The organism is Mycolicibacterium chlorophenolicum (genome assembly GCF_001044235.1).
Lineage (GTDB): Bacteria > Actinomycetota > Actinomycetes > Mycobacteriales > Mycobacteriaceae > Mycobacterium > Mycobacterium chlorophenolicum.
This window is the reverse complement of sequence record NZ_JYNL01000064.1, coordinates 843,109-859,461: the sequence shown is the minus strand read 5'-3', so window position 1 is coordinate 859,461 and position 16,353 is coordinate 843,109. Positions and strand designations below refer to the sequence as shown.

Genomic DNA, 16,353 nt, shown 5'->3' with positions numbered 1-16,353 from the left:
CGAACGGAATCGGGACGTCGCGACCGCGGTGACCGGCCGCGGCCGTCGCACCGGTAGGCTAATCCGGCATGGTTGACAGTCATCAACCCACGCGCTCGAAAAACGTTATCGCTCTCGCGATCTCGCTCGGCGCGGTGGTCATCGCCTCGGCTCTTGGCGGTCTCGCGTCGGCCACCTCGGCGCAGGACTACGCACGCCTGCAGCAGCCGTCGTGGGCGCCGCCGTCGTGGGTGTTCGGTCCGGTGTGGACGGTGCTCTACACGATGATGGCGGTGGCGGCCTGGCTGGTGTGGCGCAGCGGCCCGTGGTCACAGACGCGGCCCGCACTGATCGCCTACGGCACCCAGCTGGTGCTCAACGCCGCCTGGACGCCGCTGTTCTTCGGCCTGGGCTGGCGCGGCATCGCCTTCGCCGAGTTGAGCGTGCTGTGCCTGATCCTCGTCGGCACCGTGGTGCTGTTCTTCCGCCGCAGCGCGGTCGCGGGCTGGCTGCTGGTGCCCTACCTGGCGTGGTCGACGTTCGCGCTGTGCCTCAATTTCGCTGTCTGGCAACTGAATTCCTAGGAGGAGCGGCCCATGACCAAGTCGGTGTTCATCACCGGAGGTGCCACCGGGATCGGCAGGGCGACGGGTCTGCTGCTGGCGCAGCGGGGGTACTTCGTCGGCGCGTACGACATCGACGAGGAACGGCTCGCCGTGCTGGAGCGCGACATCACCGCGGTGGGTGGCCGCGGTGTGGTCGGCCACCTCGACGTCACCGACGCCGACGAGATGGCGCGCCGGCTGGCCGAGTTCCACGAGACCGCCGGCGGGCGGCTCGACGTGCTGATCAACAACGCCGGGCTGCTCAACGCCGGACGCTTCGAGGAGATCCCGCTCGAGGTGCACCACCGCGAGATCGAGGTCAACGTCAAGGGTGTGGTCAACGGTCTGCACGCCGCGTTCCCGTACCTCAAGACCACACCCGGGGCCGTCGTGGTGAACCTGGCGTCGGCGTCGGCGATCTACGGCCAGGCCGATCTCGCCAACTACAGCGCCACCAAGTTCTTCGTCCGGGCGATCACCGAAGCACTGAACCTGGAGTGGGGCGGCCACGACGTCCGCGTCATCGACATGTGGCCGCTGTACGTGAACACGGCGATGACCAGCGGCATCTCGACCGGCACCACCACCTCGCTGGGCATCCGGCTGACCGCGCAGGACATCGCCGAGGGCATCGTCGCCGCCGTCGACCCCACGCTGCCCCGCAAGGTGCTCCGCCAGGTGCACTTCCCGGTCGGCACCCAGGCCAAGGCGCTCGCCGCGGGCGCGCGGTTCTCCCCGGCGTGGCTGACCAGGCTGGTCAACAAGCGTCTCGCCGGGCACTGAACCCGGCGCGGCGTCACGCCCAGCGCGTCGCCTCCACCTCCGGCGGCAGCGGCGGATGCAGGGGGACGTCGAGCCCGTCGTAGATCCCGGGCTTCTGCTCGGCCAGCCATCCGATCGCGCCGAGCAGGCGGTTGGCCGCAGTCGTGTTGCCGCCGTCGGCGCGGGTTCCGCCGGGCACATCGGCGCGGGTGACGATCGTCAGCTGCGGGTCGCCGTCGACGATCACGCGGTGATCGCCCACCCCCTCGTCGGGTTGCGGCCAGTGCGGGGCGCAGGACGGATCGATGCGGGTGATGTGTTCGACGATCACCCGCTGCACACCGCCGGACCACCCGATGACCCGGAGGAAGAAGGCGCCCTGGGTGCCTTTGTCGAAGCGACCCATCACGGTGTCGACGGTCTCGTCGAGCGGGACGCGCTCCACCTCCTCGGTGATGTCGTCGATCTCGATGCCGAGCCCGCGCCCGATCAGCCGGATGTTGCCGCCCCACACCATGGTCGGGATCGACGGCAGCAGCATCATCGGCGTCTCGTCCATCGGCATCCCGAACCCGCACGAGACCCGCACCGCGTAGGGCTGGTCGTAGGTGGAGTAGTCGAAGATCTCCTGGCAGGTGATGGTGCGGATGCGGGTGCACAGTCCGGCGGCGGTGACCGCCAGCGCGTCATTGGCCCAGCCGGGATCGACGCCGCTGACCAGCAGGGCCGCCCGGCCCTCCTCGGCGGCAGCGGTGAGACGTTGCACCCAGTCCGGCGGCGCGGAGCGCGGGTCGTACAGCGAGTACAGCGACGGGGTGACGACGTGCGCGCCGGCGCGCAGGCACCGTTCGATGTCGGCGACCGCCTCGTCGGGCCGGATGTCACCGGAGGCCATGTAGGCGACCGCGTCAGCGCCGGCGAGCACCGCGTCGACGTCGGTACCGGCCAGGATCCCGGTCGGCGCGTCCAGGCCGGCGAAGGTCGCCGCGTCCCGGCCGGCCTTGTCGTCGGACGAGGTGATGACGCCCGTCAACCGCAGGCCGGGAAAGGCAGTGACCGAACGGATCGACGTCGCGCCCATATTGCCCGTTCCCCATACCGCGACACCGATGCTGGAAGCCATGACCACACCCTAGAGAATCAAACGTGACCATCATCACAGGGTGCCGTTTGGCCTGCTCAGCAGGCAGAACAGGGCGAAAAACGTGTCCCGGCCAACTGCTCGGTTGGTCAGCGAGGGGAAATTGCTCACAGTGGTCTTGCGTTGAAGTTACCGGGCGGTATAGTCAGCCGCAGTTACTGGTGGGTAACTTGGCCGAAAAGTACCCAACCGCGTGTGGCGTTCTCGACGAGGAGGAAACGTGTCCCACTACAAGAGCAATGTTCGTGACCAGGTGTTCAACCTGTTCGAGGTACTCGGGGTCGACCAGGCCCTGGGCCAGGGCGCGTACGCCGACCTCGACGTCGACACCGCGGTCGACATGCTGGGCGAGATCGCCCGGCTGGCCGAGGGTCCCGTGGCCGCCTCGTTCGAAGAGGGCGACCGCAACCCGCCGGTGTTCGATCCCAAGACTCACACCGTCACGCTGCCCGAGGCTTTCAAGAAGTCCGTGCGCGCGGTCGTCGAGGGTGGCTGGGACAAGCTGTCGGTCAGCGAGGAGCTCGGCGGCATGCCGATGCCCAGCGCGCTGTCCTGGGCCCTGCAGGAGCACATCCTGGGCGCCAACCCCGCCGTGTACATGTACGCGATGGGCGCCGGATTCGCCGACATCTTCTTCCACCTCGGCACCGAGGAGCAGAAGAAGTGGGCCAAGCTCGCCGCCGACCGCGGCTGGGGCTCCACCATGGTGCTGACCGAGCCCGATGCGGGCTCCGACGTGGGCGCCGGCCGCACCAAGGCCGTCCAGCAGCCCGACGGCACCTGGCACATCGACGGCGTCAAGCGGTTCATCACCTCGGCCGACTCCGACGACCTGTTCGAGAACATCATGCATCTGGTGCTCGCCCGCCCCGAGGGCGCCGGCCCGGGCACCAAGGGTCTGTCGCTGTTCTTCGTGCCGAAGTTCCACTTCGACCCGGAGACCGGTGAGCCCGGCGAGCGCAACGGCGTGTACGTCACCAACGTCGAGCACAAGATGGGCCTGAAGGTCTCCGCGACCTGCGAGCTCTCGCTCGGCCAGCACGGCACCCCCGCCGTCGGCTGGCTCGTCGGCGAGGTGCACGACGGCATCGCGCAGATGTTCGACGTCATCGAGCAGGCGCGAATGATGGTGGGCACCAAGGCCATCGCCACGCTGTCGACCGGCTACCTGAACGCGCTCGAGTACGCCAAGAGCCGCGTGCAGGGTGCCGACCTGACCCAGATGACGGACAAGACCGCACCGCGCGTGACCATCACCCATCACCCGGACGTGCGTCGTTCGCTGATGACCCAGAAGGCCTACGCCGAGGGGCTGCGCGCGCTGTACCTGTTCACCGCGACGCACCAGAACGCCGACGTCGCCAAGACGATCCACGGCATCGAGCCCGAGCTGGCGGTCAAGGTCAACGACCTGCTGCTGCCGATCGTCAAGGGCGTGGGTTCGGAGCAGGCGTACGCCAAGCTGACCGAGTCGCTGCAGACCTTCGGAGGCTCGGGCTTCCTGCAGGACTACCCGATCGAGCAGTACATCCGCGACGCCAAGATCGACTCGCTCTACGAGGGCACCACCGCCATCCAGGCGCAGGACTTCTTCTTCCGCAAGATCGTTCGCGACAAGGGTGTGGCGCTGGCGCACGTGGCCGGGCAGATCGAGTCGTTCGTCAAGTCCGAGACCGGCAACGGCCGGCTGAAGGCGGAGCGCGCCCTGCTGGCCACCGCGCTGGAGGACGTGCAGGGCATGGCCGCCACGCTGACCGGCTACCTGATGGCCGCGCAGGAGGATCCGGCGAGCATCTACAAGGTAGGCCTGGGTTCGGTGCGCTTCCTGATGAGCGTCGGCGACCTGGTCCTCGGCTGGCTGCTGCAGCGCCAGGCGGCGGTGGCGATCGAGAAGCTCGACGCCGGTGCCACGGGTGACGACCGCGCCTTCTACGAGGGCAAGCTCGCGGTGGCGTCGTTCTTCGCGAAGAACTTCCTGCCGATGCTGACCAGCACCCGGTCGATCATCGACAACCTCGACAACGAGGTCATGGAGTTGGACGAGGCGGCCTTCTAGTCCGCTTCGCCCACAAGAAGCCCCCGGACTCTTCCCGGGGGCTTCTTGCGTTGGCGGATGTCCACACGCTTCCGGCGCAGACGCGAACTCGCGTGGAATCACCTGTCAGAGCCCGAGTTTGTGTCTGCTCAGCGACAGAAAAAAGGCGGGTTCGGGAGGACTTGTGGGCGCGTCACACTAGTCTCGCGCGGCCGGCTTTCATCCCTTGCCGACTCTTCAGATGAGTCACTCCCGAACCCGTCGTGCAGGCGATGCTACGCCTGCCCGACCCCTTGCACCAGAGGCGATTTCAGCTCTCGGTGTCGACCGCCCGCAGCAGTGCACGGGTGCGTGCGTGCGCCTCCGGCGAGCGGAGGAACACCGCGCCGACGAACTCGTCGACACCGGCCGATCGCAGCTCGGCGAGGCGGTCCCGGACGGTGGCCTCGTCGCCGATGATCGCCGCGTCCTGCGGGCCGGCATAGCCCTCGCGGTCGAGCATCGCCCGGTACGACGGCAGCGTGCCGTAGATCGCGAACTGCTCGGCGGCCTCGGCCCGGGCTGCGTCGACGTCGTCGGTGACGGCGACGGGCAGCGCCGCGACCACCCGCACCGCGTCCTCGGGACGACCCGCGTCGGCGGCCGCCTGCCGCAGCGACGGGCTGACATGGCCGCCGAGCGTCGCCGGACCCGTCATCCACGTGCACGTGCCGGAGGTCCGCCTGCCCGCGAGCCGCAGCATCTGCGGCCCGAGCGCGGCGATGTACACGTCCGGCCGCGGCGCGCCGGGGATGACGAGCGCACCCCGCGTCGTCACGGTCTGGCCCGGCGCGTCGGCGGGCTCACCGGCCAGCAGCGGCAACAGGCCGTCGAGGTACTCGTTGAGGCGCCTCACCGGCTTGTCCCAGGGGATGCCCCACATGCCCTCGGTGACGGCGGCGTGGGTCATGCCGAGCCCGAGCACGAACCGCCCTTCCGAGGCCAGGCTGACGGTCAGCGCGGCCTGCGCCATGTGCATGGGGTGCTGGTTCTGGATCGGGATGACGCCGCTGGCCGCCTGGATCGTATCGACCTCGCGCAGCGCGATGGCCAGGATCGTCAGGAGGTCGGGTTCGTAGGGCAACTGACTCATCCAGACGCGGCCGAAGCCCTCGTCGCGCAGTTGCGCCAGGTAGGCGATGGTCGCGTCGACGGGTGAGCCGTCGCCGAGGCCGGTGAGCTGTCCGAACATGCTGATCTGCATGCTCAAAATGTAAGAGCCCCGTGTTGCCGTCGGGTCGGGGGGTCAGACGGCAACACGGAGCTATCACGTGTATCGATGCCCCACGGGCGGGCGTTACAGCGTCGGGAAAAAACTTTTCTAGGCCTCGAGGATCGCCGTCACGCCCTGGCCGCCGGCGGCGCAGACCGAGATCAGGCCGCGGACCGGTTGTCCCGTTTCGGCCTTCTTCTCCGCGAGCTGCTTGGCCAGCTGGGCCACGATCCGCCCGCCGGTGGCCGCGAACGGGTGCCCCGCCGCCAGCGAGGAGCCGTTGACGTTGAGCTTGGACCGGTCGATGGAGCCCAAGGCGGCGTCGAGGCCGAGCCGCTCCTTGCAGTACTCCTCGGACTCCCAGGCCGCCAGTGTGGCGAGCACCACGGACGCGAAGGCCTCGTGGATCTCGTAGAAGTCGAAATCCTGCAGCGTCAGCCCGTTGCGGGCCAGCATCCGGGGCACCGCGTACGTCGGCGCCATCAGCAGGCCGTCGCGGCCGTTGACGTAGTCCACTGCGGCGGTCTGGCCGTCGACGAAGTACGCGAGCACCGGGATCGACCGAGCGGCGGCCCACTCCTCCGACGCCAGCAGCGCCGCCGAGGCGCCGTCGGTCAGCGGGGTGGAGTTGCCGGCCGTCATCGTCGCGTCGCCGCCCCGCACCCCGAACACCGGCTTGAGCTTGGCCAGCTTCTCGGTCGACGAGTCGGCGCGCAGGTTGTTGTCCCGATAGAGCCCGAGGAACGGCGTCACCAGGTCGTCGAAGAAGCCGCGGTCGTAGGCGGCGGCCATGTTGCGGTGGCTGGCCGCGGCCAGTTCGTCCTGGTCGATGCGCTTGATGCCCATCTCCTTGGCGGTCACCGCGGCGTGCTCGCCCATCGACATGCCGGTGCGCGGCTCGCTGTTGACGGGGATCTCGACGCCGAGGGCGGCCGGCAGCTTGCCGACCAGCTTGAGCCGGTCGACGTTCGACTTCGCCCGGCGCAGCCCGAGCAGCACCGAGCGCAGGTCGTCACCGAGGGCGATGGGCGCATCCGAGGCGGTGTCCACACCGCCCGCGGCGGCCACCTCGTAGCGGCCGCGCGCGATGCCGTCGGCGGCGGCGATCGCGGCCTGCAGGCCGGTGCCGCAGGCCTGCTGAAGGTCGAACGCCGGGGTGTACGAGGACAGCGAGCTGCCCAGCACGCACTCGCGCATCAGGTTGAAGTCGCGGCTGTGCTTGAGCACTGCGCCGCCGATGACGGCGTCGAGGGTTTCGCCCTTGAGATCGAAGCGCTCGGCCAGGCCGTCCAGCACCGCGGTGAACATGTCCTGGTTCGACGCGTTCGCGTAGGCGCCGTCCGACCGTGCGAACGGAATCCGGTTGCCTCCGAGGACGGCTACCCGGCGGGTTGTTGTGCTGTCGGCCACGTCTGCCTCCCGGCGTCGCGAGGGATGTTGGGTGTCGAGGGTCATACTACCCACCGTTCTTACTCTGGAGTAAGTTCGTGAGGGATACGACAGTGCTGGGTAACCATCACCGTCGACACACGATGTACCCGGATTTCTCGAAAGGCAGCGCCGTGGCTTCCGATCTCCTGTCCCAAGTCGTCAACTCCGGCCCGGGGTCCTTCCTGGCCAAGCAGCTCGGCGTGCCCCAGCCCGAGCCGCTGCGCCGGTACAAGCCGGGCGAGCCGCCGCTGGCGGGCTCGCTGCTGATCGGCGGCGAGGGCCGCGTGGTCGAGCCGCTGCGGGCCGCGCTGGCCGAGGACTACGACGTGGTGTCGAACAACCTCGGCGGCCGCTGGGCCGACCGGTTCGGCGGGCTGGTGTTCGACGCCACCGGCATCACCGAGCCCGAGGGCCTCAAGGCGCTCTACGAGTTCTTCACGCCGTTGCTGCGCAACCTCGGCCCCTCGGGCCGCGTGGTGGTCATCGGCACGACACCCGACGAGATCGACTCGGTGCACGAGCGAACGTCGCAGCGCGCGCTGGAGGGCTTCACCCGCTCGCTCGGCAAGGAACTGCGTCACGGCTCGACCGTCGCGCTGGTGTACCTGCACCCCGACGCGAAGCCGGCGGCGACGGGCCTGGAATCGACGCTGCGGTTCCTGCTGTCGGCGAAGTCGGCCTACGTCGACGGGCAGGTGTTCCGCGTCGGCGCCGCCGACGCCACCCCGCCCGCGGACTGGGACAAGCCCCTCGACGGCAAGGTCGCGGTGGTGACGGGGGCGGCGCGCGGCATCGGCGCGACGATCGCCGAGGTGTTCGCGCGCGACGGCGCGAGGGTCATCGCGGTGGACGTCGAGCAGGCGGCCGAGGCTCTGGCCGAGACCGCGACGAAGATCGGCGGCACCGCCCTGACGCTGGACGTCACCGCCGCCGACGCGGTCGACCGCATCACCGAACACGTCAAGGAGCACTACGGCGGCACGCTCGACATCCTGGTCAACAACGCCGGCATCACCCGCGACAAGCTGCTGGCCAACATGGACGAGGGCCGCTGGGACTCCGTGCTCGCAGTGAATCTGCTTGCCCCACTTCGCCTTGCCGAGGGCCTGGTCGGTAACGGCACGATCGGCGAGAACGGCCGCGTCGTCGGGCTGTCGTCGATGGCCGGCATCGCCGGCAACCGCGGGCAGACCAACTACGCCGCGACCAAGGCCGGCATGATCGGGCTCACCGACGCGCTGGCCGCGCCGTTCGGCGAGAAATCGATCACCATCAACGCGATCGCCCCCGGGTTCATCGAGACCAAGATGACCGACGCGATCCCGCTGGCCACCCGCGAGGTCGGGCGGCGGCTGAACTCGCTGTTCCAGGGCGGCCAGCCCGTCGACGTGGCCGAGGCCATCGCCTACTTCGCCAGCCCCGCGTCGAATGCGGTGACCGGCAACACCATTCGGGTGTGCGGCCAGGCCTGGCTGGGGGCATGAGCGAGGGCGGGCAGCCGTCCGGGCTGCGCAACCTGGTGCTCGCCGCGGCGGGCGCACTGCCGTTCGTGCCGCGCGGGGACACCCTGCCCGACCGGACGCTGACGGTCGAGGACCTGACCATCGACCCCGCCCACGTCGCGGCGTACGCGAACGTCACCGGCCTGCGCTTCGACAACACGGTGCCGCTGACCTACCCGTTCGCGCTGACGTTCCCGACGGTGATGTCGCTGATCACCGGCTTCGACTTCCCGTTCGCCGCGATGGGATCGGTGCACGTCGAGAACCACATCACCCAGCACCGGCCGATCGCGGTGACCGACACCGTGTCGGCGGCCGTGCACGCCGAGAACATGCGCGAGCACCGGCGTGGCCTGCTGGTCGACGTGATCACCGACGTCAAGGTCGGCACCGAGACCGCCTGGCACCAGGTCACCACGTTCCTGCACCAGCAGCGCACCAGCCTCTCCGACGAACCGAAGCCGCCGCCGGCCAAGCAGCCCAAGCTGGGTCCGCCGAACGCGGTGCTGTCGATCACGCCCGGCCAGATACGGCACTACGCATCCGTGGGCGGGGACCACAACCCGATCCACACGAACTCCATCGCGGCCAAGCTGTTCGGCTTCCCGACCGTCATCGCACACGGAATGTTCAGCGCGGCAGCGGTATTGGCGAACATCGAGGGACAGCTGCCGGACGCTGTGACGTATTCGGTGCGGTTCGCCAAGCCCGTCGTGCTTCCGGCGCGCGCCGGCCTGTACGTCGACCGGCGCGGAGACGGCTGGGAGCTGACACTGCGGCATCTGACCAAGGGACATCCCCACCTGACGGGCACGCTGTCGCCGGCCTGACCGTCAGCTCTGCGCGACGGCGCCCACTTCGGGATCCGACGGCGCAGGCGCGCCCTTGAGGCCCAGCCAGAACAGGTTGATCATCAGCTCGGCGGCCTCGTCGACGTCGGCGTCGCCGGTGCTGACCCGGGAGGCCACGGCCTCGCCGGCACCCACGAGCGCGACGGCCATCATGTCGAAGTCGGTGTCCGGGCCGGGGAACCGGGTGCCCGAGCGCAGCAGTCGGCCGACGAGCTCGATGATGCGCTCACGGCCCTCCCGCACGGTGTGCGCGAACCGCTGCGAGCTGGTCGCCTGGGTGTAGAGCACCATCCACGACGAACGGTTCTCGTCGATGTACTTCAGGAACGCCAGCACCGCGCTGCGCAGCAACTCCTTGGGCGGGTCGTCGAAGTCGATCTTGTCGCGCACCTCGTCGACGAAGCGCGCCAGCTCCCGGTCCAGGCACGCCCCGAACAGCTCCTCCTTGGAGCCGTAGTACAGGTAGAGCATCGGCTTGCTGATCTGCGCCTCGGCGGCGATCGCGTCCATCGACGTCTCGTGGTAGCCGTTCACCGAGAAGATCTGCACGGCCGCGTCGAGCATCTGCTGTTCGCGGACGGCACGCGGCAAGCGCTTGGTACCACCTGCCATGACGCGCCTTTCTCCACTCCCGGCCAACGTGCTTACCAACACAGGGTAAGCACTGGATGACGGATCAGCCGCCGCAGCGCGGGGACGGCCCCTTCATGGCGGCCAGCTTGGTGACCGAGGCGTCGACGGCCGGCTGGGACAGCTCACCCGCCGCGACGGCCTTCTCCAGCCGGTCCAGGACGGCGGGCACCTCGTCGGTGGTGACCCACAGCGCGACGTCCGCACCGGCCTGCAGCGCGCGCAGCGCCGCGTCGGGCACCCCGAACCGGTCGGAGATGGCCTTCATGCTCGACAGGTCGTCGGTGAACACCACGCCACCGAACGGCGGGCCGCCGTAGTCGCCCGAGCGGAGCAGTCCATAGGCCTGCGGGCTGAGGCTGGCCGGTTCGCTGCCGGTCAGCCCCGGCACCTCCATGTGGCCCACCATGACGCCGACCGGGCCCTGGGTGGTCAGCGTCCGGTACGGCACCAGGTCGTTGTCCTTCAGCGCGTCGATCGGCGGGGTGACCACGCTGCCGGCGTGTGAATCGCCCGAGCCGTGGCCGTGGCCCGGGAAGTGCTTGAGCACCGGAAGCAGCCCGGCGTCGCGCAGCCCGCGGGCGTAGGCGCCGGCGTAGTCGGTGACCGCCGTCGGGTCCGCGCCGAAGGACCGGTCGCCGATCACGGTGTCGTCGGGGGCGTCGGTGACGTCGACGACGGGCGCGAAGTCGATCGTGAACCCGAGGCCGCGCATCTGCCGGCCGCGATCGAAGGCGATCTGGTAGACCTCCTCGGGCGTGCGCGTGGCCGCCAGCGTGCGCGGGGCGGGCTGCGCCCCGATCAGCCCGGCCAGCCGGGACACCCGGCCGCCCTCCTCGTCGACGCTGACGGCCAGCGGCAGCGGGCCGGCGTTGGCGGCGATGTCGGCCAGGGAGCCGTCGGTGAGCATCGACATGTCGGTCCAGCCGCCGACCATGATGCCGCCGACGTGCTGGTTGTCGACGACGGCGCGGGCGTCGGCGGCGCCGGTGACGCCGACCATCAGCAGTTGGGCGAGCTTGTCGCGGGTCGACATGGCCGCGACGGCGGCGGCGGGATCACCGCACGCGAGGGTCGGCGCTTTCTGGGGTGCGGAGCCGGGGGCCGGTCCGGCCGCCATCGCGACGGTGGTGGACGAGGTGGCCGTCGTGTCGTCGGCCGGCGCGCCGCATCCGGCCAGCAGGGCCGACGTCGCGAGCATTCCGGTCACCGCTCTGAACACGTTCCGCGTTGCAACCATGGGTCTCGACCCTAACGGCAACGCGGGCCGCGGCCATAGTCTGAGAGGACGGGCACGAGAAGGGGGACCGATGCCAGCGGAGGAGACCGTTGTGCTCATCGCGTTCGACGGTTCGCCGACAGCGCGGCGCGCGGTGCACTACGCGAGCCGCTTCCTGACCGTCGACCGCGCCGTCGTGCTGACGGTGTGGTCGCCGCTGCACCGCGGTTCCGAGCCCACCGCATTCGACCTCGACGGACCGCCGGATCCGCCGGAAGCCGACGAGGCGGACATCGCGCTCGGTGAAGCGCAGCGCACCAACGCCGCCGGGGTCGAGTTGGCCGTGGCGGCGGGCCTGCCCGCCGAACCGCTGTGTGTCGCCCAGACCTACACGGTGTGGGGCACCATCATCGCCGTCGCCGACGACGTGGACGCCGATCTGATCGTCACCGGGACCCGGGCCACCACCGGCTTGCGCTCGCTGGTGCAGTCCAGCGTGGCCGATCACGTCCGGCGCCGGGGGCACCGGCCGGTGCTCATCGTGCCCCCGGAGCCGTGAGACGCCCGTGCTAGTTTGAGGCCCATGGATCGGTTCCTCGTACCTGCGGCGGCCAGCATCGTCGTCGGCCTGCTGTTGGGCGCGGCAGCCGTGTTCGGGGTGACGCTGATGGTGCAGCAGGACACCCGGCCTCCGCTGCAGGCGGGCGATCCGGCATCGTCGGTGCTCAACAGGGTCGAGTACGGCGACCGTAGCTGAGCAGACCCGGCCGCTGTCGCGGCGCTGGCTGTGGGTGGCCGCCGCGGCGGCACTGGTCCTGACCTTCGCCCAGTCCCCGGGCCAGATCTCCCCCGACACCAAGCTCGATCTCACCGCCAACCCGCTGCGCTTCCTGACGCGCGCGTTCACGCTGTGGAACAGCGAGCTGCCGTTCGGTCAGGCCCAGAACCAGGCGTACGGCTACCTCTTCCCGCACGGCACGTTCTTCCTCGCCGGAGACCTGCTGGGCGTGCCCGGCTGGATCACGCAGCGGCTGTGGTGGGCGCTGCTGCTGGTCGCGGGGTTCTGGGGGGTGCTGCGCGTCGCCGAAGCCCTCGGCATCGGCACCACCACCTCGCGGGTGATCGGCGCGGTCGCGTTCACGCTGTCGCCGCGGGTGCTGACCACCATCGGGGCGATCTCGTCGGAGACGTTGCCGATGATGCTGGCGCCGTGGGTGCTGCTGCCGGTGATCCTCGTGCTACGCGGCGACCCCCGGATCCGCGCGCTGGCGGCGCGCTCGGCGCTGGCGGTCGCCCTGATGGGGGCGGTCAACGCGGTCGCGACGCTGACGGCGTGTCTGTGCGCGGTGGTGTGGCTGGTCTGCCACCGGCCGGGCCCGGTGTGGCGGCGCTTCGTCGTGTGGTGGCTGCCGTGTGTGGCGCTGGCGGTGGCGTGGTGGGTGGTCGCGTTGCTGCAGCTGGGCCGTATCAGCCCGCCGTTCCTGGACTTCATCGAGTCGTCCGGCGTCACCACGCAGTGGATGTCGCTGACGGAGATGCTGCGCGGCACCGGGGCGTGGACGCCGTATGTGGCGCCGACCGCGACGGCGGGTGCGTCGCTGGTCACCGGATCGGCCGCGGTGATCGCGACGACGCTGGTGGCGGCCGGCGGGCTGGCGGGCCTGGCGCTGCGCACGATGCCGGCCCGGGGCCGGCTGGTGACCATGCTGCTGGTCGGCGTGGTGCTGCTGGCCGCCGGCTACTCGGGCGGGCTGGGCTCCCCGATCGCGCAGCAGGTGCAGGCGTTCCTCGACGCCGACGGCACCCCGCTGCGCAACCTGCACAAACTCGAACCGCTGCTGCGGTTGCCGTTGGCGCTGGGGGTGGCACATCTGCTCGGCCGCCTGCCGCTGCCGGGCAGCGTGCCGCGGCCGGTGTGGCGGCGCGCGTTCGCGCACCCCGAGTCCGACAAGCGGGTCGCCGTCGGCATCGTGGTGCTCGCCGCGCTGCTCGCCTCCACGTCGCTGGCGTGGACGGGCCGGCTCACCGCACCGGGCGCGTTCGACGCGATCCCGCAGTACTGGCACGACACCGCGGCGTGGCTGGACGCCAACAACTCCGGCGGACGGGTCCTCGTCGCGCCCGGTGCGCCGTTCGCGACGCAGGTCTGGGGCAACAGCCACGACGAGCCGCTGCAGGTGCTCGGCGACAGCGCGTGGGGCGTGCGCGACTCGATCCCGCTGACTCCGCCGGAGACCATCCGCGCGTTGGATGCGGTGCAGCGCCTCTTCGCCGCCGGCCGCCCCTCGGCGGGGCTGGCCGACGCCCTTGTCCGGCAGGGCATTTCGTACGTGGTGGTGCGCAATGACCTCGATCCCGAGTCCAGCAGGTCGGCCCGGCCGATCCTGGTGCACCGGGCGATCGACGGCTCCCCGGGGCTGACGAAGGTCGCCGAGTTCGGCGCCCCGGTCGGTCCCGGCACTCTGGAGGGATTCATCACCGACAGCGGGCTGCGGCCCCGCTACCCCGCCGTGGAGATCTACCGCGTCGACGGCGCCCGAAACGCCATGGCGCCGTACGTCGTCGACGCGGACGCCATGCCGCGCGTCGACGGCGCGCCCGAATCGCTGCTGCGGCTCGACGAGCGCCGCCGGCTGACCGGCCGACCACCGCTGGGCCCTGCGCTGCTGACCCAGGACGCGCTGCGGGCCGGACTGCCCGCGCCCGTCGTCACGGTCACCGACACCCCGATGGCGCGCGAGACCGACTACGGCCGCGTCGACGACCACAGCTCTTCGGTGCGTGCCGCCGGCGACGCCCGCAACACGTTCAACCGGGTGCCCGACTACCCCTCGGCGGGAACCGATCCGGTGTCGGGCGCGTGGGGCGGCGGCCGGCTCACGGTGTCGAGTGCGGCCTCGGATTCCACGGCGCTGCCGAATGTCTCGCCGGCGTCCGGGCCGCCGGCCGCGATCGACGGCGACTCGTCGACCAGCTGGGTGTCCAACTCCCTGCAGAGCGCGGTCGGGCAGTGGTTGCAGGTGGACTTCGACCATCCGGTCACCAACGCGACGCTCACCATCACGCCCAGCGCGACCGCCGTCGGCGCGCAGGTCCGCCGGCTGGAGGTGTCGACGGTCACCGGCACCAGCACCGTCCGGTTCGACGAGCCGGGCAAGCCGGTGACCGTCGCGCTGCCCTACGGGGAGTCGCCGTGGGTGCGCATCACCGCGGTGGCCACCGACGACGGATCACCCGGGGTGCAGTTCGGCATCACCGACCTGTCGGTGACCCAGTACGACGCCAACGGCTTCGCCCACCCCGTCAACCTGCGGCACACCGTCGAGGTGCCCGGCCCTCCCCCGGGTTCGGCTGTGGCGCAATGGGATCTGGGTGCCGAACTGCTCGGCCGGCCGGGCTGCGCCGCCAGCCCGACCGGTTACCGGTGCGCCGCCGCGATGGCCCTGGCCTCCGAGGAACCCGTCAACCTGAGCCGCACGCTCACCGTGCCCAGCCCCACCGAGGTGGCACCGACGGTGTGGGTGCGCGCCCGGCAGGGGCCCAACCTGGCCGACCTGATCGCGCAACCGAACACCACGCGCGCGGGCGGGGACGCCGACCTGATCGACGTCACGGGCTCGGCGTACGCGGCCACCGACGGTGATACCGCCACCGCGTGGACCGCACCCCAGCGCGTGGTCCAGGGGCACATCCCGGCCACGCTGGTACTGAAACTGCCCTCCCCGCATATGGTTTCCGCACTGCGCGTGACACCGAGCGAGTCGGCGCTGCCGGCTCATCCGACGATGATCGCGATCGATCTCGGCGACGGCCCCCAGGTGCGCCGCCTGACCGACGGCACGGAGACGTTGCGGATCAAGCCGCGCCTGACCGACACGATCACCATCTCCCTGCTCGACTGGCACGACGTGATCGACCGCACCGCACTGGGTTTCGACCAGCTCAAACCGCCGGGCCTGGCCGAGGTGGTCGCGCTCGACCCGCGCGGGGTTCCCATCGACGCGGCCGACGCCGCCGCCAACCGGGCTCGCACCGTCACCCTGGAGTGCGGCCGAGGCCCGATCATCGGCGTCGCCGGGCAGTTCATCCCGACCTCGGTGCGCACCACGGTCGGCGATCTGCTGGACAACAAGCCGATCCCGGCCCGGCCGTGCCGCAGCGAGCCGATCACGCTGCCCGCCGGCCAGCAGGAGCTCGTGATCAGTCCCGGGTCGGCGCTCATCGTCGACGGCGTCGCGCTGACCACGCCTCGGGACAGCGAGGTCCGCACCGCCACACCACAATCCGTCGGCACGCCGCTGTGGCGCAACGACCGTCGCGAGGTCGACGTCGCGCCGTCGGACGCGACACGCATTCTCGTCGTCCCCGAGAGCATCAACCCCGGGTGGTCCGCCCGCGGCGCCGACGGCGCGGCGCTGCGCGCGATCACCGTCAACGGCTGGCAGCAGGGCTGGCTGCTGCCCGCAGGCACGAGCGGCGCCGTGACGCTCGCCTTCACCGCCAACACGGCCTACCGCGCGGGGCTGATCGGCGGCCTCGCGCTGCTTCCCCTGCTGCTCGTGCTGGCCTTCGCGCCGGCCCGACGCCGCGACCCGCTTCCGCCGGCGCGGCCCTGGGCACCGAACCTCGTCGCCGTCGGCGTCGCGGCGACGCTGGCCGCGACGGTGATCTCCGGTCCCGTCGGCGCCGCGCTGTCGGCATCGGCGTTCGGCGCCCGACATCTGCTGCGCCGTCGCGAGAAGCTCTGCGAGACAATCACTGTCGTCGGCGCGGCGGGCGGACTGATACTGGCCGGGGCGGTGCTCAGCCAGAATCCGTGGCGCTCGGTGGACGGCTACGTCGGACATTCGCCGTGGGTGCAGTTCCTCGCGCTGATCTCGGTGGTGGCGGTCGCCGTCTCGGCGGTTCCCTGGCCGACGGACATGGACAGCGGCCAGGATGACTGA

The 16,353-nt window shown here is 70.7% G+C and carries 13 protein-coding genes; 8 read left to right on the top strand and 5 right to left on the bottom strand.

Annotated elements, in window-relative coordinates:
* The first annotated feature begins 68 nt into the window (after positions 1–68).
* Both MCHLDSM_RS26460 and MCHLDSM_RS26455 read left to right on the top strand, forming a co-directional pair.
* Positions 69–563 (top strand): TspO/MBR family protein, encoded by a 495-nt coding sequence (locus MCHLDSM_RS26460; protein ID WP_048472683.1) that lies wholly within the window; start codon positions 69–71, stop codon positions 561–563.
* A 12-nt stretch (positions 564–575) separates the two neighbouring features.
* Entirely contained in the window at positions 576–1,367 is a 792-nt protein-coding gene (locus tag MCHLDSM_RS26455; protein WP_048472682.1) for an SDR family oxidoreductase, read from the top strand.
* Positions 1,368–1,380: 13 nt separating this feature from the next.
* Here the strand turns inward: MCHLDSM_RS26455 and MCHLDSM_RS26450 are convergent, their stop codons facing one another.
* Positions 1,381–2,469 (bottom strand): NAD(P)H-dependent amine dehydrogenase family protein, encoded by a 1,089-nt coding sequence (locus tag MCHLDSM_RS26450; RefSeq protein ID WP_048473003.1) that lies wholly within the window; start codon positions 2,467–2,469, stop codon positions 1,381–1,383.
* A gap of 238 nt (positions 2,470–2,707) precedes the next feature.
* Between MCHLDSM_RS26450 and MCHLDSM_RS26445 the strand changes: the two genes are divergently transcribed.
* Positions 2,708–4,543, top strand: a complete 1,836-nt coding sequence (locus tag MCHLDSM_RS26445) for an acyl-CoA dehydrogenase (RefSeq protein WP_048472681.1) — start codon at positions 2,708–2,710, stop codon at positions 4,541–4,543.
* A gap of 289 nt (positions 4,544–4,832) precedes the next feature.
* Here the strand turns inward: MCHLDSM_RS26445 and MCHLDSM_RS26440 are convergent, their stop codons facing one another.
* Complete coding sequence (locus MCHLDSM_RS26440) at positions 4,833–5,765, bottom strand: TIGR03564 family F420-dependent LLM class oxidoreductase (protein ID WP_048472680.1); 933 nt, start codon at positions 5,763–5,765, stop codon at positions 4,833–4,835.
* Positions 5,766–5,882: 117 nt separating this feature from the next.
* Entirely contained in the window at positions 5,883–7,229 is a 1,347-nt protein-coding gene (locus tag MCHLDSM_RS26435; RefSeq protein ID WP_234714191.1) for an acetyl-CoA C-acetyltransferase, read from the bottom strand.
* Positions 7,230–7,336: 107 nt separating this feature from the next.
* Between MCHLDSM_RS26435 and MCHLDSM_RS26430 the strand changes: the two genes are divergently transcribed.
* Both MCHLDSM_RS26430 and MCHLDSM_RS26425 read left to right on the top strand, forming a co-directional pair.
* Positions 7,337–8,689 carry a 3-oxoacyl-ACP reductase gene (locus tag MCHLDSM_RS26430; protein WP_109788958.1) on the top strand — a complete coding sequence of 451 codons (1,353 nt, stop codon included), beginning with the start codon at positions 7,337–7,339 and terminating at the stop codon, positions 8,687–8,689.
* Entirely contained in the window at positions 8,686–9,537 is an 852-nt protein-coding gene (locus tag MCHLDSM_RS26425) for a MaoC/PaaZ C-terminal domain-containing protein (protein ID WP_048473002.1), read from the top strand. Before MCHLDSM_RS26430 ends, MCHLDSM_RS26425 begins: the two co-directional genes overlap by 4 nt.
* Positions 9,538–9,540: 3 nt before the next feature.
* Here the strand turns inward: MCHLDSM_RS26425 and MCHLDSM_RS26420 are convergent, their stop codons facing one another.
* Positions 9,541–10,170, bottom strand: a complete 630-nt coding sequence (locus MCHLDSM_RS26420) for a TetR/AcrR family transcriptional regulator (protein WP_048472677.1) — start codon at positions 10,168–10,170, stop codon at positions 9,541–9,543.
* A 64-nt stretch (positions 10,171–10,234) separates the two neighbouring features.
* Positions 10,235–11,428 (bottom strand): glycoside hydrolase family 3 N-terminal domain-containing protein, encoded by a 1,194-nt coding sequence (locus MCHLDSM_RS26415; protein ID WP_048472676.1) that lies wholly within the window; start codon positions 11,426–11,428, stop codon positions 10,235–10,237.
* 70 nt (positions 11,429–11,498) lie between these two features.
* On the opposite strand from MCHLDSM_RS26415, the gene MCHLDSM_RS26410 reads away from it, so the two are divergent.
* From MCHLDSM_RS26410 to MCHLDSM_RS26405, 3 genes are read left to right on the top strand one after another with little or no spacing between them, the layout of a single operon-like run.
* Complete coding sequence (locus MCHLDSM_RS26410) at positions 11,499–11,966, top strand: universal stress protein (RefSeq protein ID WP_048472675.1); 468 nt, start codon at positions 11,499–11,501, stop codon at positions 11,964–11,966.
* Between the two features lie 24 nt (positions 11,967–11,990).
* Positions 11,991–12,164, top strand: coding sequence for a DUF2613 domain-containing protein (locus MCHLDSM_RS36610; RefSeq protein ID WP_070356595.1), 174 nt, complete (start codon positions 11,991–11,993; stop codon positions 12,162–12,164).
* Between the two features lie 13 nt (positions 12,165–12,177).
* Positions 12,178–16,353, top strand: coding sequence for an alpha-(1->3)-arabinofuranosyltransferase (locus MCHLDSM_RS26405; protein ID WP_201780410.1), 4,176 nt, complete (start codon positions 12,178–12,180; stop codon positions 16,351–16,353).